The organism is Pseudomonas sp. MNR3A (assembly GCF_009650575.1).
In the GTDB taxonomy this organism is placed as follows: Bacteria; Pseudomonadota; Gammaproteobacteria; order Pseudomonadales; family Pseudomonadaceae; genus Aquipseudomonas; species Aquipseudomonas machongensis.
Genome location: NZ_VZZS01000010.1, coordinates 1 through 19,243 on the forward strand (window position 1 = coordinate 1; position 19,243 = coordinate 19,243).

At 63.4% G+C, this 19,243-nt stretch carries 15 protein-coding genes; 6 read left to right on the plus strand and 9 right to left on the minus strand.

From position 1 onward, the window contains the following. Nucleotides 1-142 precede the first annotated feature (142 nt). Nucleotides 143-1,534 (minus strand): L-cystine transporter, encoded by a 1,392-nt coding sequence (locus tag F6X62_RS08915; RefSeq protein WP_153773265.1) that lies wholly within the window; start codon nucleotides 1,532-1,534, stop codon nucleotides 143-145. Between the two features lie 243 nt (nucleotides 1,535-1,777). On the opposite strand from F6X62_RS08915, the gene F6X62_RS08920 reads away from it, so the two are divergent. After that, nucleotides 1,778-2,833, plus strand: coding sequence for a haloacid dehalogenase-like hydrolase (locus F6X62_RS08920; RefSeq protein WP_218572550.1), 1,056 nt, complete (start codon nucleotides 1,778-1,780; stop codon nucleotides 2,831-2,833). Nucleotides 2,834-3,028: 195 nt separating this feature from the next. Here the strand turns inward: F6X62_RS08920 and ilvD are convergent, their stop codons facing one another. Beyond that, a complete protein-coding gene (gene ilvD / locus F6X62_RS08925) occupies nucleotides 3,029-4,870 on the minus strand; it encodes a dihydroxy-acid dehydratase (RefSeq protein ID WP_153773267.1) in 1,842 nt (613 codons plus the stop codon). Between the two features lie 482 nt (nucleotides 4,871-5,352). Between ilvD and mgtE the strand changes: the two genes are divergently transcribed. Then, a complete protein-coding gene (gene mgtE, locus F6X62_RS08930; protein ID WP_153773268.1) occupies nucleotides 5,353-6,408 on the plus strand; it encodes a magnesium transporter in 1,056 nt (351 codons plus the stop codon). Between the two features lie 122 nt (nucleotides 6,409-6,530). On the opposite strand, the gene F6X62_RS08935 is transcribed toward mgtE, so the two are convergent. Continuing rightward, a complete protein-coding gene (locus F6X62_RS08935) occupies nucleotides 6,531-7,727 on the minus strand; it encodes a class I SAM-dependent rRNA methyltransferase (protein WP_112899435.1) in 1,197 nt (398 codons plus the stop codon). A 231-nt stretch (nucleotides 7,728-7,958) separates the two neighbouring features. Here F6X62_RS08935 and F6X62_RS08940 point away from each other — a divergent pair, with 231 nt between their 5' ends. Beyond that, nucleotides 7,959-8,777, plus strand: coding sequence for an HDOD domain-containing protein (locus F6X62_RS08940; protein ID WP_172964843.1), 819 nt, complete (start codon nucleotides 7,959-7,961; stop codon nucleotides 8,775-8,777). Nucleotides 8,778-8,780: 3 nt separating this feature from the next. Beyond that, nucleotides 8,781-9,593: a bifunctional DNA-formamidopyrimidine glycosylase/DNA-(apurinic or apyrimidinic site) lyase gene (mutM, locus tag F6X62_RS08945; RefSeq protein WP_153773269.1), complete on the plus strand. Its 813-nt coding sequence runs from the start codon at nucleotides 8,781-8,783 to the stop codon at nucleotides 9,591-9,593. Nucleotides 9,594-9,629: 36 nt separating this feature from the next. On the opposite strand, the gene ggt is transcribed toward mutM, so the two are convergent. The 4 genes from ggt to F6X62_RS08965 all read right to left on the minus strand — a co-directional run bounded on the left by ggt (nucleotide 9,630) and on the right by F6X62_RS08965 (nucleotide 13,758). Beyond that, nucleotides 9,630-11,312 carry a gamma-glutamyltransferase gene (gene ggt / locus F6X62_RS08950; RefSeq protein WP_153773270.1) on the minus strand — a complete coding sequence of 561 codons (1,683 nt, stop codon included), beginning with the start codon at nucleotides 11,310-11,312 and terminating at the stop codon, nucleotides 9,630-9,632. Further along, nucleotides 11,312-11,563: a YfhL family 4Fe-4S dicluster ferredoxin gene (locus F6X62_RS08955; protein WP_011531711.1), complete on the minus strand. Its 252-nt coding sequence runs from the start codon at nucleotides 11,561-11,563 to the stop codon at nucleotides 11,312-11,314. Before F6X62_RS08955 ends, ggt begins: the two co-directional genes overlap by 1 nt. A gap of 155 nt (nucleotides 11,564-11,718) precedes the next feature. Next, a complete protein-coding gene (gene coaD / locus F6X62_RS08960; protein ID WP_063541647.1) occupies nucleotides 11,719-12,198 on the minus strand; it encodes a pantetheine-phosphate adenylyltransferase in 480 nt (159 codons plus the stop codon). A 129-nt stretch (nucleotides 12,199-12,327) separates the two neighbouring features. Further along, nucleotides 12,328-13,758, minus strand: coding sequence for a coniferyl aldehyde dehydrogenase (locus F6X62_RS08965; RefSeq protein ID WP_153773271.1), 1,431 nt, complete (start codon nucleotides 13,756-13,758; stop codon nucleotides 12,328-12,330). A 139-nt stretch (nucleotides 13,759-13,897) separates the two neighbouring features. On the opposite strand from F6X62_RS08965, the gene F6X62_RS08970 reads away from it, so the two are divergent. Continuing rightward, entirely contained in the window at nucleotides 13,898-14,563 is a 666-nt protein-coding gene (locus tag F6X62_RS08970; protein ID WP_054891154.1) for a TetR/AcrR family transcriptional regulator, read from the plus strand. Between the two features lie 34 nt (nucleotides 14,564-14,597). Further along, the gene (locus tag F6X62_RS08975) at nucleotides 14,598-15,452 is read left to right on the plus strand and encodes a sulfurtransferase (protein ID WP_125931178.1); all 855 of its coding nucleotides are present in this window, start codon (nucleotides 14,598-14,600) and stop codon (nucleotides 15,450-15,452) included. A gap of 12 nt (nucleotides 15,453-15,464) precedes the next feature. Here F6X62_RS08975 and F6X62_RS08980 read toward each other — a convergent pair whose 3' ends face one another. Then, the gene (locus tag F6X62_RS08980; RefSeq protein WP_153773272.1) at nucleotides 15,465-16,457 is read right to left on the minus strand and encodes a hydrolase; all 993 of its coding nucleotides are present in this window, start codon (nucleotides 16,455-16,457) and stop codon (nucleotides 15,465-15,467) included. A 63-nt stretch (nucleotides 16,458-16,520) separates the two neighbouring features. Further along, nucleotides 16,521-19,238 (minus strand): pitrilysin family protein, encoded by a 2,718-nt coding sequence (locus tag F6X62_RS08985; RefSeq protein ID WP_153773273.1) that lies wholly within the window; start codon nucleotides 19,236-19,238, stop codon nucleotides 16,521-16,523. Nucleotides 19,239-19,243 lie beyond the last annotated feature (5 nt).

A 19,243-nucleotide genomic window follows, 5' to 3' on the forward strand; every position in this document is an offset into this window, starting at 1 on the left:
TCGGAATGCTCATGTACTCCAGTACACTGCGCTTCCTCCCCCCGTTTCGCCTTGTCTGGCCTTCGCGCAGACACATTTCAGACAGACCCTAGAGCTTTTCCTGTGGAAGCGGGTTCGTCCGCTCCCACAGGGCAAGTGTTGCTCAGGAGTGACTCAGCTCGGCATGCTCGTCTCCGGCCAGCACTTGCTGGTCGGTCTGCTTGAGCAGTTGACTGGTCACCACGCCGGCAGTCATCGAGCCGTTCACGTTCAATGCAGTACGGCCCATGTCGATCAGCGGCTCGACCGAGATCAGCAGCGCCACCAGCTCGACCGGCAGGCCCATGGCCGGCAGCACGATCAGCGCGGCGAAGGTCGCGCCGCCACCGACCCCGGCAACCCCCGCCGAGCTCAGGGTGACGATGGCCACCAGGGTTGCGATCCACAGCGGATCGAAGGTGTCGATGCCCACGGCCGGCGCCACCATGACCGCCAGCATTGCCGGATACAGGCCGGCGCAGCCGTTCTGGCCGATGGTTGCGCCGAACGATGCGCTGAAGCTGGCGATCGACTGCGGTACGCCCAGGCGGCGAGTCTGCGCCTCGATGTTAAGCGGGATGCTGGCGGCGCTGGAGCGGCTGGTGAAGGCAAAGGTCAGCACCGGCCAGACCTTGCGGAAGAAGCGCAGCGGGCTGACGCCAGTGATCGCCAGGATCACCCCGTGCACCACGAACATCAGACCCAGGCCGATGTACGACACCACCACGAAGCTGCCCAGCTTGAGGATGTCATCAAGGTTCGAGCTGGCAACCACCTTGGTCATCAGCGCCAGGACGCCATAAGGCGTGAGCTTCATCACCAGGCGCACCAGACGCATGACCCAGGCCTGCAGCACGTCGATCGCCGACAGCGCGCGCTCGCCCTTGTCCTTGTCGTCCTTGATCAGTTGCAGGGCTGCAAGGCCCACGAACACGGCGAAGATCACTACGCTGATGATCGAGGTCGGTTTGGCCCGGGCCAGGTCGCCCACCGGGTTGCTGGGGATGAACGACAGCAGCAGTTGCGGGATGTTGAGATCGGCGACCTTGCCTGCGTAGTCGCTGTTGATGGCTTGCAGGCGTGCGGTTTCCTGGACGCCTGCGACCAGGCCCTCGGCGCTGAGGCCGAACAGGTTGGTCAGGGCGATGCCGATCAGTGCGGCGATGGCTGTGGTCAGCAGCAGCGTGCCGATGCTCAGCACGCTGATTCGGCCAAGGGCCGAGGCATTGTGCAGGCGTGCCACCGCGCTGAGGATCGAGGCAAAGATCAGCGGCATGACGATCATCTGCAGCAAGCCGACATAGCCGTTGCCGACCAGGTCGAGCCAGGCGATGGTTGCCCTGAGCACCGGATGGCCAGCGCCGTACAGGCTGTGCAGCACCAGCCCGAACAGGACGCCCAGCACCAGGCCAAGCAGCACTTTTTTCGCCAGGCTCCAGTCGGTACGGCGGGTTTGCGCCAGGCCCAGCAGCAGGGCCAGGAACGCCAGCAGGTTGAGGGAAAGCGGCAGGTTCATCGAAGCTCCGTGAAGCAAAAATAGGGATCGCCTCTGTGAGCGATTGCGAACGGAAATGCTAACAGTCTGAAAAGAAACGAATTTATATCTAAAGGTAATTTAGATAGTCGCTAATGGAATAACGCGCTGTCGCAGTTGGCAATGAACATGCCGTTTCGGGCTCTCTCGAGGTCGGTGCCAGACGTCTGCCTGTCATGCAGGCGGTCTAGGCTTCAGCGGCCATGTCTCTGGAGAACGCACATGATGTCTGCTCCGAAACTTCTCGCGGGCGGTCTCGCCCTGCTGCTCAGCGCCACCACCTGGGCGGCAACCGAACTCAAGCACTGGCCCGCCGAGGCCGCCAAACAGCTCGACACGATGATCGCTGCCAATGCCCACAAGGGTAACTACGCGGTCTTCGACATGGACAACACCAGCTATCGCTACGACCTCGAGGAAGCGCTGCTGCCGTTCATGGAGAACAAAGGCCTGCTGACTCGCGACAAGCTCGACCCTTCGTTGAAGCTGATCCCGTTCAAGGATACCGCCGAGCACAAGGAGAGCCTGTTCAGCTACTACTATCGCCTGTGCGAAATCGATGACATGGTCTGCTACCCCTGGGTGGCGCAGGTGTTCTCCGGTTTCACGCTCAAGGAACTGAAGGTTCAGGTCGATGAGCTGATGGCCTCGAACAAGCCTGTCCCCAGCACCTACTTCGAAGGTGATCAGGTCAAGACCATCGAGGTGCAGCCGCCGAAGGTCTTCACCGGCCAGGCCGAGCTGTACAACAAGCTGATGGAGAACGGCATCGAGGTCTATGTGATCTCGGCCGCGTCCGAGGAACTGGTGCGCATGGTCGCGTCCGATCCCAAGTACGGCTACAACGTCAAGCCGCAGAACGTGATCGGCGTCAGCCTGCTGCTCAAGGACCGCGCCAGCGGCAAGCTGACCACGGCGCGCAAGCAGATCAGCGAAGGCCACTACGATGCCAAGGCCAACGAGGGCCTGGAGTTGACGCCCTACCTGTGGACCCCGGCCACCTGGATGGCCGGCAAGCAGGCGGCCATCCTGACTTACATCGATGAGTGGAAGCGGCCAGTGCTGGTAGGCGGCGATACGCCAACCAGCGACGGCTACATGCAGTTCCATGGGGTCGACGTGGGCAAGGGCGGTATCCATCTGTGGATAAATCGCAAGGCCAAGTACATGGACCAGTTGAACGGAATGATCGCCAAACATGCGGCGGCGCAAGCGAAGGAAGGGCTGCCGGTGACGGCGGACAAGAACTGGGTGATCGTGACGCCGGAGCAGATTCAGTAAACGTTGGAGCTTCTGTGCCGGCCTTTTCGCGGGTAAACCCGCTCCCACAGGGGTCTCATAGTCTTCAAGGCTGCGCTGTATCTGTGGGAGCGGCGGTTCGGCGCCCGACTTGCCCGCGAAGAGGCCAATACTTTTCCACAGGCATAAAAAAACCGGCGCTCAAGGCGCCGGTTTTTCATTCATGCCCTCAAAGCCTCACAGCCCGTCGAGTATCGCCTTGTTCCGCACAGCACCCTTGTCGGCGCTGGTCGCCAGCAGGGCGTAGGCCTTCAGTGCAGTGGTCACCTTGCGAGGGCGCACTTCGGCAGGTTTCCAGCCCTTCTTGTCCTGCTCGACACGGCGTGCAGCCAACTCTTCGTCGCTGACCAGCAGGTTGATCGAGCGGTTCGGAATGTCGATCAGCACTTTGTCACCGTCCTTGACCAGGCCGATGGCACCGCCCGAGGCCGCTTCCGGCGAAGCGTGGCCGATCGACAGGCCCGAAGTGCCGCCGGAGAAGCGGCCGTCGGTGAGCAGGGCGCAGGCCTTGCCCAGGCCCTTGGACTTCAGGTACGAGGTCGGATAGAGCATTTCTTGCATGCCAGGGCCGCCTTTCGGGCCTTCGTAGCGGATGATCACGATGTCGCCGGCCTTCACTTCGTCGGCGAGGATGCCGCGCACGGCGCTGTCCTGGCTTTCGAAGATCTTCGCGGTGCCTTCGAACACGTGGATCGACTCGTCGACGCCTGCGGTCTTGACCACGCAACCGTCCAGGGCGATGTTGCCGTACAGCACGGCCAGGCCGCCTTCTTGCGAGTAGGCGTGTTCGAAGCTGCGGATGCAGCCGTTCTCGCGGTCGTCGTCGAGGGTTTCCCAACGGGTCGACTGGCTGAACGCGGTCTGGGTCGGGATACCGGCCGGGCCAGCCTTGAAGAAGGTGTGCACGGCTTCGTCATCGGTCTGGGTGATGTCCCACTTGGCGATGGCTTCTTCCATGCTGCGGCTGTGCACGGTCGGCAGGTCGGTGTGCAACAGGCCGCCACGGGCCAGCGAGCCGAGGATGCTGAAGATGCCGCCGGCGCGGTGGACGTCCTCCATGTGGTACTTCTGGATGTTCGGCGCCACCTTGCACAGCTGCGGCACCTTGCGCGACAGGCGATCGATGTCGCGCAGGTCGAAGTCGACCTCCGCCTCCTGGGCGGCAGCCAGCAGGTGCAGGATGGTGTTGGTCGAACCGCCCATGGCGATGTCGAGCATCATGGCGTTCTCGAACGCCTTGAAGTTGGCGATGTTGCGCGGCAGTACCGACTCGTCGTTCTCGCCGTAGTAGCGCTTGCACAGCTCGACGATGGTGCGTCCGGCGGTAAGGAACAGCTGCTCGCGGTCGGCGTGGGTGGCCAGGGTGGAGCCGTTGCCCGGCAGGGCGAGACCCAGGGCTTCGGTCAGGCAGTTCATCGAGTTGGCGGTGAACATGCCGGAGCACGAACCGCAGGTCGGGCAGGCGCTGCGCTCGTACTCGGCGACCTTTTCGTCACTGGCGGTCGAGTCGGCGGCGATGACCATGGCGTCGACCAGGTCCAGGCCGTGGCTGGCCAGCTTGGTCTTGCCGGCTTCCATCGGGCCGCCGGAAACGAAGATCACTGGAATGTTCAGGCGCAGGGCAGCCATCAGCATGCCGGGGGTGATCTTGTCGCAGTTGGAGATGCAGACGATGGCGTCGGCGCAGTGGGCGTTGACCATGTACTCGACGGCGTCGGCGATGATCTCGCGGCTCGGCAGCGAGTACAGCATGCCGTCGTGGCCCATGGCGATGCCGTCGTCGACGGCGATGGTGTTGAATTCCTTGGCCACGCCACCGGCGCGCTCGATCTCGCGGGCGACCAGCTGGCCCAGGTCCTTCAGGTGCACGTGGCCCGGAACGAACTGGGTGAACGAGTTGGCGATGGCGATGATCGGTTTCTTGAAGTCTTCGTCCTTCATCCCGGTGGCGCGCCACAGTGCGCGGGCACCCGCCATGTTGCGGCCCTGGGTGGAAGTCTTGGAACGATAATCAGGCATGAAGCACTCCTGGCGGCTTAATCAGGTCTCTGGAAAGGGGAGTGAGCTTCTCTTGTCCTTTGCGCCGAAGGCCGGTTGCCGCTGGCACGGATGGGGCCGAAGACAGCGCGGGATCGCCGCGTGCTTGGCCAGAGCTCATAAACCCGCCTGGGGATGTCTGGCGATGAATAGGCCGATTCTACACCGCTGGCGCGACGAGGGAATGACGATGTGTCTGGACGGTGCTTTTCGTCATTTGGGCAGGGTGATGTAGGACATCTCCCAAATGCCCTCCTGGCGGTATTTTCTGGATCTCGCTGCACCTATGATCGCCGCGCCGCATGTGCGGCTTCACGAGCCAAGCCCTCAATGGACCTTCCCAGTTTCAGTTCATCGCGAACCTGCAATCTGGCACTGAGCGCACCGTCGCCAGGGCATCCGGAGGCTTGAGCCCGCGTGGCTGAGGTCTGCGGGCGCCTGCTTCGGCGCCTGGAGAACCTACCATGCAACAACCGACCGACACCCTCGCCGAATCCCTCGACCTGCGCCAGGCGGCCCAGGCCCGACGCGATCGACTCCTGCAGCACGCACTGTACGAAGACGGCAGCGCCGGTGCGCTGATGATCAGCGAGTACTCCAGCCTGGACAGCGGCCTGAGCGCGCGCCAAGCCATCGACATGCTGCGGCGCGAAGCCGCAGACGCCGAAACCATCTATCAATCCTATGTCCTCGATGCCCAGCGCAACCTGCTCGGCACGCTATCGCTGCGTGAACTGATCCTGGCGCCGCCCGACCAGCCGATCGAGACCATCATGGTGCGCCAGGTGATCTGCGTGACCACGGCGACCCGTCAGGAAGAGGTTGCCCGGCTGATTGGCGATCACGACCTGCTGGCGGTACCGGTGCTCGATGAGCTGGGGCGGCTGGTGGGGATCGTCACCTGCGACGAAGCGCTGGATGTGATGGTGGAGGAGGCTACCGAAGACTTTCACAAGGGCGCATCGATCACCAATCACATCGGCAATCTCAAGGATGCAACCGTCAGCCTGATGTACCGCAAACGCGTGCTGTGGCTGGTGCTGCTGGTATTCGGCAACCTGTTTTCAGGTGCGGGAATCGCAGCGTTCGAGGACACCATTGCCGCCCATATCGCCCTGGTGTTCTTCCTGCCGTTGCTGGTAGACAGCGGCGGCAATGCCGGCGCCCAGTCGGCAACCCTGATGGTGCGCGGCCTGGCCACGGGCGAAGTGGTGCTGCGTGACTGGTTGCGCATGCTCACGCGCGAGTGCGGTGTTGCGCTTGCCCTGGGCGGGACCATGGCAGTGGCTGTCGCTTCGTTGGGGGTATTGCGCGGCGGCCCGGAAATCGCACTGATCGTGGCCAGCAGCATGTTGGTGATCGTGCTGATCGGCAGCCTCATCGGCATGAGCCTGCCATTCATGCTCAGTCGCCTGAAGCTTGACCCGGCGACGGCCAGCGGGCCGCTGGTAACCTCGATTGCCGATGCCGTGGGGGTGTTGATCTACTTTGGCATTGCGTCGATGGTGCTGGATATCTGAGGAGACGCTACGGGGCAGCAGCATTGCCGACTTCCCAGGGGCTTGCTGATTGCCGATACAAGTGTCAGCAATCATCGCAAGCCGTATGACTTGGGGCTGTAGACCAGCCCCGGCTGGGTGGGTCAGCTGTTGGGCAGCAACCGGCAGGTGATGCTCTTGATGTAGCGGGTCTCGGCGATCGCCGGGTGCACCGGGTGATCCGGCCCCTGGCCGCCGCGCTCGAGCAGTTGCAGGTTGCGGTCCAGGTGACGGGCGCTGGTCAGCAGGATGTTGTTCAGGTCGTCTTCAGGCAGGTGCATGGAGCACGAAGCGCTGACCAGGATGCCGTCCTTGTTCAGCATGCGCATGGCCTGCTCATTGAGACGACGGTAGGCAGCCTCGCCGTTCTTCAGGTCTTTCTTGCGCTTGATGAAGGCGGGTGGGTCGGCAATGATCACGTCGAAGCGCTCTTCCGCGGCCTTGAGCTCGCGCAGCGCCTCGAACACGTCGCCCTCGATGCAGGTCAGCTTCTCGGCGATGCCGTTGAGCGCGGCATTGCGCTCGACGCCATCCAGAGCGAAGCCCGAGGCATCGACGCAGAACACTTCGCTGGCGCCGAAGGCCCCGGCCTGCACGCCCCAGCCACCGATGTAGCTGAACAGGTCGAGCACCCGCTTGCCCTTGACGTAGGGCGCCAGGCGCGCACGGTTCATGCGGTGATCGTAGAACCAGCCGGTCTTCTGGCCTTCACGCACCGGCGCTTCGAACTTCACGCCGTTCTCTTCCAGCGCGACCCAGTCGGGTACTTCGCCGTAGACGGTCTCGACATAGCGCTCCAGGCCTTCGGCGTCGCGCGCGGCGGAGTCATTCTTGAACAGGATGCCGCCGGGCTTGAGTACCTGCACCAGGGCTGCGATCACATCATCCTTGTGCGCTTCCATGGTGGCCGAGGCCAATTGCACCACGAGAATGTCGAAGAAGCGGTCGACCACCAGGCCCGGCAGCAGGTCGGAGTCGCCGTAGACCAGGCGGTAGCAGGGCTTGTCGAACAGGCGTTCGCGCAGCGACAGGGCGACGTTCAGGCGGTGCACCAGCAGCGACTTGTCCAGCGGCAGCTTGGCGTCGCGCGACAGCAGGCGCGCGCAGATCAAATTGTTCGGGCTCACCGCCACCACGCCCAGTGGCTTGCCGTTGGCGGCCTCGAGGATCGCCTGTTGACCCGCCTTCAGGCCTTGCAGCGGAGTGGCGGCAACGTCGACCTCGTTGCTGTAGACCCACAGGTGGCCGGCGCGCAGGCGGCGGTCGGCATTGGCTTTGAGGCGAAGGCTGGGCAGGGACATGACGTCGCTCCGGAAAAAAGAGCGGGAGTATACCGCGTTGGCCCGGGGTTCGCTGGTGGGGTGGATGAAGTGTCGGCCCCCTCGCGGCTAAAGTTAACCGTCCAGGGAACGATCCAGTGGTTGGTGCCCTGCAGGAGTACAGGGTTAGAATCTCTCGTCATTTCCGAGTGTGTACCCATGTCCCAGGAACTTTCCGCCGAACAGATCCAGCAAGCCTTGCAAGGCATCACCATCCCGCCGCAGCCGCAGATCATGGTGGACCTGCAGTTCGAGCAATACATGCCCGACCCGGACCTGGAGACGATCGCCAAGCTGATAGCGCAGGATCCTGGCCTGGCCGGTGCGCTGCTCAAGCTGGTGAACTCCCCGCATTTCGGGTTGGCCAACAAGATCGGCTCGATCCAGCGCGCCGTGAACCTGTTGGGCAGCCGCTCGATCATCAACCTGATCAATGCCCAGTCGATCAAGGGCGAGATGAGCGACGAAACCATCGTTACCCTCAACCGCTTCTGGGACACTGCCCAGGACGTCGCGATGACCTGCCTGACCCTGGCCAAGCGCACCGGCATCCAGGCGGTGGACGAGGCCTACACCCTTGGCCTGTTCCATGACTGCGGCGTGCCGCTGATGCTCAAGCGCTTCCCCACGTACATGGAGGTGCTGGAAGACGCCTACGCCAAGGCCGGCGAAGAGGTACGGGTGGTCGATACCGAGAATCGTGCCTTCAACACCAACCACTCGGTGGTCGGCTACTTCACCGCCAAGTCGTGGCGCCTGCCGGAGCACATCAGCGCGGCCATCGCCAACCACCACAACGCCCTGGCGGTGTTCCGCGACGAGTCTTCGCGCAACACCCAGACCCAGCTCAAGAATCTGCTGGCGGTGCTGAAAATGGCCGAACACATCTGTGCGTCGTACCGCGTGCTGGGCAACCAGAGCGTCGACCACGAGTGGAATGTCGTCGGGCCGCTGGTGCTGGACTACATCGGGCTGTCGGAGTACGACTTCGAGAGCCTCAAGCAGAATATCCGTGAAATGAGTGGCCACTGATCCATGCCTGAGTTGCCAGAAGTCGAGACCACGCGGCGCGGGATCGCGCCATACCTGGAAGGCCAGCGGGTCAGCCGCGTGGTGGTGCGTGACCGGCGCCTGCGCTGGCCGATCCCCGAGGATCTGGATGTGCGCCTGTCGGGGCAGCGCATCGTCAGCGTCGAGCGGCGGGCCAAGTACCTGCTGATCAACGCCGAGGTTGGCACCTTGATCAGCCACCTGGGGATGTCTGGCAACCTGCGGCTGGTCGAGCTCGGCCTGCCGGCGGCCAAGCATGAGCATGTGGACATCGAGCTGGAGTCGGGGCTGATGCTGCGCTACACCGACCCGCGTCGGTTCGGCGCCATGCTCTGGAGCCAGGATCCGCTTGGTCACGAGCTGCTGGTGCGCCTGGGGCCGGAGCCGTTGACCGACCTGTTCGACGGCGAGCGGTTGTTCCAGCTGTCACGCGGGCGGTCGATGGCGGTCAAGCCGTTCATCATGGACAACGCCGTGGTGGTGGGGGTGGGCAACATCTACGCCACCGAGGCGCTGTTCGCTGCGGGCATCGATCCACGCCGCGAAGCGGGCGGGATCAGCCGGGCACGTTATCTGAAGCTGGCGACCGAGATCAAGCGCGTGCTGGCGGCGGCCATCGAGCGTGGCGGCACCACGTTGCGCGACTTTATCGGCGGCGACGGCCAGCCGGGGTACTTCCAGCAGGAGTTGTTCGTCTATGGACGTGGTGGCGAGGCTTGCAAGGTGTGCGGGACCGAGCTGCGGGACGTGAAGCTGGGGCAGCGCGCAAGCGTGTTCTGCCCGCGCTGTCAGCGCTGATACTCGTGAACACCCATTTGCCGCCAGCTTTGCTGGTCACTCCAGCACTGCGGCCTCACCGACCCCGCGCGGATCGCTGGCTGCCTCGAGCGTCCCGGCCCGTTTGTCCCAGTACAGTACTTGCTGGTTCCCATAGCTGCGCTGCACGTCCTTGAGCGCATACCCGCGTGCACGCAGCGCGGCCTTCTGCTCATCGTCGAAGGTGTTGGGCTCGTGCTCGATCACATCTGGCAGGTACTGATGGTGATAGCGCGGGATCGCTGGCCATTCGCTCACTGGCCGCCCTTCGAGAAAGCCGAGCATCGATAGCAGCACCATGCTCGGGATCCGGCTACCGCCGGGCGTGCCGAAGCTGGCGAACTGTGACGGGCTTTCGATGAAGCTCGGGCTCATGCTCGACAGCGGACGCTTGCCCGCGACCACCGCATTGGCCTGGCTGCCGGCCAGGCCGTAGCTGTTGCTGCCAGTGGGGTCGGCGGCGAAATCGTCCATCTCGTTGTTCAGCACCACGCCGCTGCCGGGTACGGTAAAGGCTGCGCCGAAGGGCAGGTTGACCGACAGTGTGGCCGATACGGCATTGCCCGCAGCGTCGATCACGCTGAAGTGGGTGGTGTGATCGCCCTCGCGCCAGGCGGGTGCGGGGGGCAGGGCACTGCTGGGCGTGGCATCGTGCACGTCGATGCTGTCGGCAAGCCCGCTCAGGTACTGGCGCGCCAGTAGGCGGTTGATGGGGTTGGTGACGTAGTCCGGGTCGCCGAGCAAGCCGCGATCGCGGTAGGCGCGGCGCAGGACTTCTACCACGTAGTGAGTGCGTTGCACGGGCTCTGCGCCCTGCCACGGCAGGCGCTGGAGCATCGCCAGGCTCTGGGCCAAGGCCACGCCGCCGGCAGACGGCGGTGGGCTGCTGATCAGTTCGCGCTGGCCTGCCAGTGGATAGCGCAGTGGCTGGCGCCAGGCCGTGCGGTAGCCTGCGAGATCGTCGAGGGTCCAGACTCCGCCAGCGCGGCGCACACCCTCGACGAGCTTGCGGCCAACCGCCCCGCGGTAGAAGCCGTCCCGCCCCTGATCCGCCATCGCCTGCAGCGTTGCGGCCAGTTCCGGCTGGCGGATCAGGGTACCCAGGGCAGGGACCTGGTTCTCGCGCAGGAACAGCCGGGCGCTTTCCGGGTCGTCACGCAGCGCGTTCAGGCGCATGGTCGCGCGATCGCGGTAGATGCGGTCGACGGCAAAGCCTTGGTTGGCGAGGCGGATGGCTGGCGCGAGGCTGTCCCTGAGCGGCAATTTGCCGTGGGTTGCAGCGAGATCTGCCAGGGCCTGGGGCAGACCTGGGATGGCGGCTGCCAGCGCACCGTTGATCGAAAGCCCCTGCCGGACCTTGCCGTCTTCCAGGTACATGTCCGGGGTGGCGGCGCCCGGCGCGCGCTCGCGGGCATCCAGGAAGCGGTAGTGCGCAGTATCGGACTGTTCGCGCAGCAGGAAGAAACCGCCGCCGCCCAACCCCGATCCATAGGGCTCGACCACCGCCAGCGTGGCGCTGATGGCGATAGCGGCATCGAAGGCGTTGCCGCCCTGTTCCAGAACTTGTCGCGCCGCTGCCGTGGCCTCGGCATGGGGGCTGGCAATGGCAGCGCGCCCGGGCCCGTCCGCCAGGGCGGCGGTAGCCAGCAGCGCCAGTGCGGCGCCGAGCCATGCGCGGCGAATCGCGGCGACGAACGGCATCAGGCCTTGCCGGTGATCCGGCGGTACTTGGCCATCAGCTCGTCTTCTGTTTCCGGATGGGCTTCATCCAGCGGGATGCAGTCGACCGGGCAAACTTGCTGGCACTGGGGTTCGTCATAATGGCCCACGCACTGGGTGCAGAGGTTCGGGTCGATCACGTAGATCTCTTCGCCTTGCGAGATGGCGGCGTTCGGGCACTCGGGTTCGCAGACGTCGCAGTTGATGCAATCGTCGGTGATGATCAGGGACATTGGGACTCCGGCCGGGGCTCGGCGCCCGGGCATGTATCAAAGCAATGGGCACAATTGTGCCGCATTAACGCCCGCAGTGCACGCGGGCGCGAGGCTTTGTCGCGCAAGTGCCGGTTGGCGACGTGGCGTACAAAGCCGAAATCAGGCCGCTGCGATCACTTCTTGAAGCGTACGGTCAGCGCCTCGGCCACCGCCGGGTGGACGAACTTGGTGATATCCCCGCCCAGCGCCGCAATCTCGCGGACCAGCGTCGAGGAAATGAACGAGTAGCGCTCCGACGGCGTGAGGAACAGGCTCTCGACGTCCGGCGCCAGTTGGCGGTTCATGTTCGCCAGCTGGAACTCGTACTCGAAGTCGGACACCGCGCGCAGCCCCCGCAGGAACACATTGGCGCCCTGCTCCTTGGCGAAGTGTGCCAGCAGAGAGGAGAAGCCGATGACTTCGACATTGGGCAGGTGCTTGGTGACCTCGCGGGCCAGCTCGACCCGTTGCTCCAACGGGAACAGGGGGTTCTTCTTGGGGCTGGCCGCCACGGCGATGATCACGTGATCGAACAACCGCGAGGCGCGCTCGACCAGGTCGCCATGGCCTTTGGTAATGGGGTCGAAAGTACCCGGGTACAACACTCGGTTCATCGCGTCATCCTGGCTGGAGTGCGTTGGGGAGTCGGATGGTAGCGCAGCGACTGCTGCCCGGCCAAGTCATGCGACCGGATGATGGCACTATAGACAGTGCGGCTATTGGCTGTCATGCACCCTCTGCGCTCAGCGGATGAACAGCTTGTATACCAGGCGCTGCAGGGCTTTTCCGTAAGGCGGGTAGATCAGCCGGGCGGCGTTGATGCGCTGTTTGGCCAGTACCGCCCTGGCCTTGCTGAAGGTCTGGAAACCTTCGCGACCATGGTAATGACCCATGCCAGAGGGGCCGATGCCGCCGAAAGGCAAGTCCTCCTGGGCGACGTGCAGCAGGGTGTCATTCAGGCATACGCCGCCGGAGTGGGTGTGCTGCAGCACACGCGCCTGTTGGCTGCGGTCGTAACCGAAGTAGTACAGCGCCAGCGGGCGTGGGCGCTGATTGATGTAGGCCAGCGCCTCATCCAGCTCGTCATAGGCGACCAGCGGCAGCACTGGGCCGAAGATCTCGTCCTGCATCACCTGCATGTCGTCGTTTACATCGAGCAGTAGATGTGGGGGCAGCCTGCGGCCCTGGCGCGGCTCGTCGGGGTACAGGTCGAGCACTTGGGCGCCTTTGTCATGGGCGTCGGCGAGCAGGCGTTCGAGGCGCTGCAACTGGCGCGAATTGATGATCGCGCTGTAGTCGGAGTTGTCTGCGATGCGTGGGAAGAGGCGCTGCACCGCCCGTCGGTAGGCCTGGGCGAAGTCGTCCAGGCGTTGACGCGGGACCAGCACGTAATCGGGAGCCACGCAGGTCTGTCCGGCATTGAGGGTCTTGCCGAAGGCAATACGCTCGGCGGCACTGGCCAGTGGCACGTCGTGGGAGACGATGGCGGGCGACTTGCCGCCCAGCTCGAGCGTGACCGGCGTCAGGTTGTGCGCTGCCGCGAGCATGACCTGGCGGCCGATGCTGGTGGCGCCGGTAAACAGCAGGTGATCGAACGGCAGACGGGCAAAGGCCTGGCCTACCTCGACCTCGCCCAGCACGACACTCACCAGGTCGGCGGGGAATACCTGCTCGAGTAACTGCTTTAGGGCTTCGCCAGCGCGCGGCGTGGCTTCGCTGAGCTTGAGCATGACCCGGTTGCCCGCTGCCAGGGCACCGGTCAACGGGCCGATAGCCAGAAACAGCGGGTAGTTCCACGGCACGATGATGCCCACCACCCCCAATGGTTGCGCCAGCACTCGCGCGCTGGCCGGCTGGAAGGCCAGGCCGACGCTGCGCCGGGCAGGTTTCATCCAGCGCCGAACATGGCGCTCGGCATGGCGCAGGCCCTGCACTGACGGCAGCAGCTCGGCCAGCAGGGTTTCATCGGCGCTGCGTCCGCTGAAGTCGGCATCGATGGCCTCGATCAGCACCTTTTGGTGTGCAACCAGGGCCTCACGCAGGCTCTTCAGCCACTGCATACGCTGCGCGGCGGGCGGCATGGGGTTGGCTGCGAAGGCCTGACGTTGTTCGGCGAACAACCGCTCGAGAACAAGGTCGGATGGCTCAAGAGGCATGGCTGTGGACGAACGCATGGCAGCTCCGCGCAGAGGGGCGAGTTGTCGAGCTTATACTCTAATCGGCCTTGATCTGTGAACGTCCGCGGGGTGCACCGCCCGTGGAATAAACCGTAAGATGGCTCGTCATCCGAAGCCCGCAGACCTGGATACCCGCATGGCCCCGCGCATGAAGACCCGTGAGCGCATCGTGCAAAGCAGCCTCGAACTGTTCAACCAGCAGGGCGAGCGCAGCGTCAGCACCAATCACATTGCCGCGTTCATGGAAATCTCTCCCGGCAACCTGTACTACCACTTCCCCAACAAGCAAGCGATTATCGCGTTGCTGTTCAGCCAGTACGAAGAGCTGGTGGACAGCTTCCTGCGCCCGCCCCAAGGCCGTGCAGCCACGGTCGAGGACAAACGCTTCTACCTCAAGGCACTGCTTGCAGCGATGTGGAACTACCGCTTCCTGCACCGCGATCTCGAGCATCTGCTGGAGAGTGATCCGGAGCTGGCCGCACGTTACCGGCGTTTCTCCCAGCGGTGCCTGCAGCAGGGCCAGGCGATCTATCGTGGCTTCGTCGAAGCGGGCATCCTGGACATGCTGCCGACCCAGATCGAGTCGCTGACCATCAATGCCTGGATCGTGCTCACCTCCTGGGTGCGTTTTCTCAGCACCACCCGCGAGCACTCCGCGCATATGGGTGAAGAAGCCTTCAAGCGTGGCGTCTATCAGGTATTGGTGCTGGAGCTGGGGTTCGTCACCGCTGGCTCCCGCGCTGCCGTGGATGCGCTATGCGATGAATTTCATGTTCCGTTCAACCAGGCCCTGGAACACTGATCCGGGCCTTTCGTGCCATCGATAGGAGATTGTCATGCCCCTTGCGCAACTGATCACCCCGCAGCAGCTGGCCGAGCGTCTGGACTCGCCGGGGCTGGTGATCCTCGACTGTCGCTTTGCCCTGGAAGACGTGGATTACGGCCAGCGCAGCTATGCCGAGGGGCATATCGCCGGTGCGCATTTCGCGGACCTGGAGCGCGATCTGAGCGGGCCTGTGGTCAAGGGGCAGACTGGGCGTCATCCATTGCCTGAGCCGCGCCGTCTGGTCGAGCGCTTGCGCGAGTGGGGCCTGGACAATGACAGCCAGGTGGTGTTGTACGACGACGGTCCCGGTGCCTTCGCTGCCCGCGCCTGGTGGTTGCTGGCCTGGCTGGGCAAGCGCAACGCGGTGTTCATCCTCGACGGCGGCCTCAAGGCTTGGCACGCGGCGCATCTGCCGCTGAGCCTGGATCCGCCGGTGCAGCGCGAGGGCAACTTCACGGGCGAGGCCGATGCGAAGCTGCTGATCGATGCCGAGCACCTGAACAAGCGTCTGGGCAGCGCCGACCTGACGTTGATCGATGCCCGCGCCTTGCCGCGTTTTCGCGGCGAAGTCGAGCCGATCGATCCTGTCGCTGGGCATATTCCTGGTGCGCAGTGTGCAGCGTTCACTGACAACCTGGGTGCGGATGGGCGTTTCCTGCCAGCCGAGCAGCTGAAACAGCGCTTCGCCGAGAAGCTGGCAGGGCGTGAGCCGGAGCAGCTGGTCGCCTATTGCGGATCCGGTGTGACGGCTTGCCATAACCTGTTTGCCCTGGCGCTGGCAGGATACCCGTTGGGGCGCCTGTATGCCGGGTCCTGGAGCGAGTGGATCAACGATTCCAGGCACGGTGTCGCCACTGGCGATTGAGGCAGCGAAGCGCTAGCGGCCCTCCAGCAGCCACTGCGGAATCCGGCGCTCAAGGTAGTAGCCCGGATTGCGCAGGCTGCCCTCTACAAAGCCCACATGTCCGCCGCGGCGGTGCAACTCGAAGTGCGTCTGCGGCGCCAGCTCCTGCGGTGCTGGCAGGCTGTGGTCGAACACGAACGGATCGTCCTGCGCGTGGATGATCAGTGTCGGTGTACGGTTTTCCCCCAGGTAATAGCGGCTCGAGGCGTGGCGGTAGTAGTCGTGGGCATCGCTGAAGCCATTGAGCGGTGCGGTTACTCGGCCATCGAAATCCCAGAAGGTCCTCAGGTTGCGTAGCGGCCCGAGGCGCTCCAGCGCAGCCAACCCTTCGTTGTGGCCCAAAGCCTGGAAGTGCTTCTGCTTGCTTTGCACGTAAGCCAGCATCTCGCGCATGAAGTGCGCCTGGTAGACCTTGCTGAAGCCTATGCCGATGCGATCGGCGCACTGATCCAGACGAAACGGCACCGACACTGCCACCGCTGCTTCAAGCTGGCTGGCCGAACCGCTTTCGCCCAGGTACTTCAACAGCACGTTGCCGCCCAACGAGTAGCCCACGGCATACAGCGGCGCCAGCGGTCGTTGCGCGCGCAGATGGCGGATGGTTTCGGCAAGATCTTCACTGGCGCCGGAGTGGTAGCTGCGAGCAAGCAGGTTCGGCTCGCCGGAGCAGCCCCGCCAGTTCAGCGCGACGCTGGCCCAGCCACGCGCCTGCAGCGCTTGCTGCAGGCCTTTTACGTAAGGGGAGTCGGAGGAGCCGGTCAGGCCGTGCAAGACCAGCACCAGCGGCGTGTCAGCTTGATGCGGGCCGTGCCAGTCCATGTCGAGGAAGTCGCCGTCGGCCAGCCACAGGCGCTCGCGGCTGCGCTCAAGTCTTGGAAGCCTGCGCCAGAGTGGGCCCCACAGTGTCTGCAGGTGAGGGTTTGACAGGCCGGTGGCTGGGCTGAAGGTTGCGGTGAGACTGGACATGCTCGGCGGCTCTTGGTGTGCCTGCCTAGAGTGCCACGAAACACCGCACCTGTGGTTGTGTTATCAGTCGGCTATTGGCAGTGCAGGCAGGGGCTGCTGAGCCACCTTGGGTCCGACGCAGGTCACGACACAACGGTTGCTGTCGAAGACCTGCCGAGCGACCGTCTGGATTTGTGTTGCCGTGGTTTGCGCGAGTTGTTCCTGGTAGCGCTGGAAATGATCCGCCGGCAATCCGGATGCGTTGATCTGTGCCAGCAGGTCTGCAAGCTCTTGGTCGTCGGCGAGGGTGCGCAACAGGTCACCGCACAGTTGGCTGCGTGCCAGCTTCATCTCGAACTCGCTTGGGCCTTGCTCGATGAAGCAGCGCAGCACGAGTTTGACGAGATCGATGGATGCTTGCAGATAGTGGGGCTTGATATCCCATTCGACGAGCAGCACCAGGGCGCCACGGTAGTCGTCGAAGTAACTGCGAATGGCGTAAGTGAGGGATCGCCGTTCGCGCAGTTCGGATACCAGGCGCGACTCGAAGCTGGCGCCCAGAATCTGGTTGGCCATGGTCAGCGCAGGAAACTGCTCATCGCCGGGCTGGATTTCTACCGCAAACGCCAGGCTGACCTTTACGTTGTCGGTGTCTGGGTTATTGCTTGGCTGTTCGATGTGCAAAGTCCTGGCCTGGTTGTATGGCCGGGCTTTTTCCAGGGCGGGAAGCGCAAGCTGGGTAATCGGCAGGGCCTGGCAAAGGTCGTTGACCAGTGTTTCGGCGTCCTCTCGAGACAGGTCCCCGGCCAAGGTGATTTCCAGGTTTGCGGCGCAGTAGGCTCGTTGGTGAAAGTCCACTATCTGCTGTCGGCTGATCGTCATGACACTGCTCGTAGTGCCATGACTGTCCCGCGTGTAAGGGTGGCTGTCATAAACGTTACGAAGCCTTTCCACCTTGAGCCGGTGTTCAGGTTTGGCTTCGCGACGGCGTAGATAGTTGATTAAGCGAGTGCGTATGCCTTCTAGCGCCGTGGCCTCGAAGCTCGGACGCGCACTCATGGCAACCAGCAACGCCACGGCTTCCTTGTAAAGGCCGTTGGTGAATGGGCTGCGCAGACGCAAGATGGCGTCGTCGTGCGTCACGTTGTGTTCGAGTGTGGCACCAAGCGACTTGAGTTGACTGGCTAGCTGCACGGCATCCAGTTGGTCACAACCCTGGTTGAGCATATACAGCGTCATTGCGGCCAAGCCGGGCGTGTCGCCGTCATGATAGGCCCCAGCCTTGAAGCGTAGTTGCAGGTCGACTGCAGGAGCACCTTGTACCGGAACGAAACACACCTTGCTGCCCAGCTCGGTATGCCACTGCTGTATTTCCTGAACTGGGGTGTCCAGGGCAGCCTCTGAAAGGCCTTGTGCCGAGGTCAGGCCGGACAGGTCCAGCGCAGCGCTACCAGTGGGCAAGTCGACGCAAGTCAGTACGGGAGTCTCTATTACCGTTGCCTCGGGCGCGCACATATGAGTGACGGTAAGGCGTTCACGGGTGAGGTAGGTCTTGATCGCGAGCTGGATGTCCTGCTCGGTGAGCGATGCCAGGGTCTGAAATTCATCATGCAGCTGCGTGGGGTCCAGGCCGCCGATCACTCTCCAACTGAGCGCATCTGCCTGGCCGGTGAGGTTGGCCTGGGCCTCTGCGTGCTGCGCCAGCAGGTGCAGCTTGGCATCTTCGATCTGCTGCGCGGTGAAGGGGGTCAACTGGAGGCTTTTGATGATGTCCAAAACCGCCTTTTCGGCGCTCGCTGGTGTGTTGCCGGGTGCGACATAGCCAGAGAACGTCAGCAGAGTATCGCCGCGCACCTGGTATTCATAGGACGGGCCGACGCCTATCAGGACCTGCCGTTTGCGCACCAGTTTGTCATGCAGGAGAGACGCCGCACCTCTGCCCAGCAATTCCGCGACAATTCTCAAAGCGTGCACGCTACGGGGCGACTCTGCCGTTGCCAGGCTTGGCACATTGAAGGACATCAGCAGGCCGTCGCGCAGGTTGGGCAGTGTCAGTGCCTGTTGGCGGTACGCCAATTGCTCAGGATGGCGAGGCGTCTGGGTCGGTTGCAGGGGGATGGCCTCGCAACCTGCGAAGTGCCGCTGCACCCATTCTTCGAGACGAGCCAGTTCGATGTCGCCAACGACTACCAGGGTGGCGTTGTTGGGGGCGTAATAATTCCTGTACCACGTGCGAATCGTGATAAGGCTCATGTCTTCGAGGTCTTGCGGGTCGCCGTAGTTGGGAGTGGCGTAGGGGCTGGTTTGGTGAGCAAGCTGTTTATGGCTTTCGAGGGCCTGTTGTACCGGCTGATTGTCGATTTTCAGTCGACGCTCATCGCGTACTGCGGTCTTGGCCTTTTCAAAGGCTTCGCCACCAAGGCGAGCATTGATCATGGCGTCGGCCATGATCTCCAGGCCTACCTCCAGGCGCGAGGCGGGCAGGGTCATCCTGTAGACCGTTGCATCGTTGAATGTAGAGGCGCCGCCGGTGCCGCCCAGCCAATTGATAATCCGAAGGTACTGGCCGGCTGCGAGTTTGCCGCTGCCCTCGAACACCATGTGCTCGATCACATGGGACAGATTGCTATGGCTTGGCGGTTCGTGGCTGGAACCCACGTGATAATGAAGCTGTGCACAAACAAGCGGGCTACGTTGATCACGCTGGAGGTAGACCTTCAGGCCATTCTCCAGGCGAAAGTGCTGTAGCGGCGTGCTTGGCGGGGTGATCAGGTTGGTGGGTTTGACAGTGGATGCTGGCATCGTCG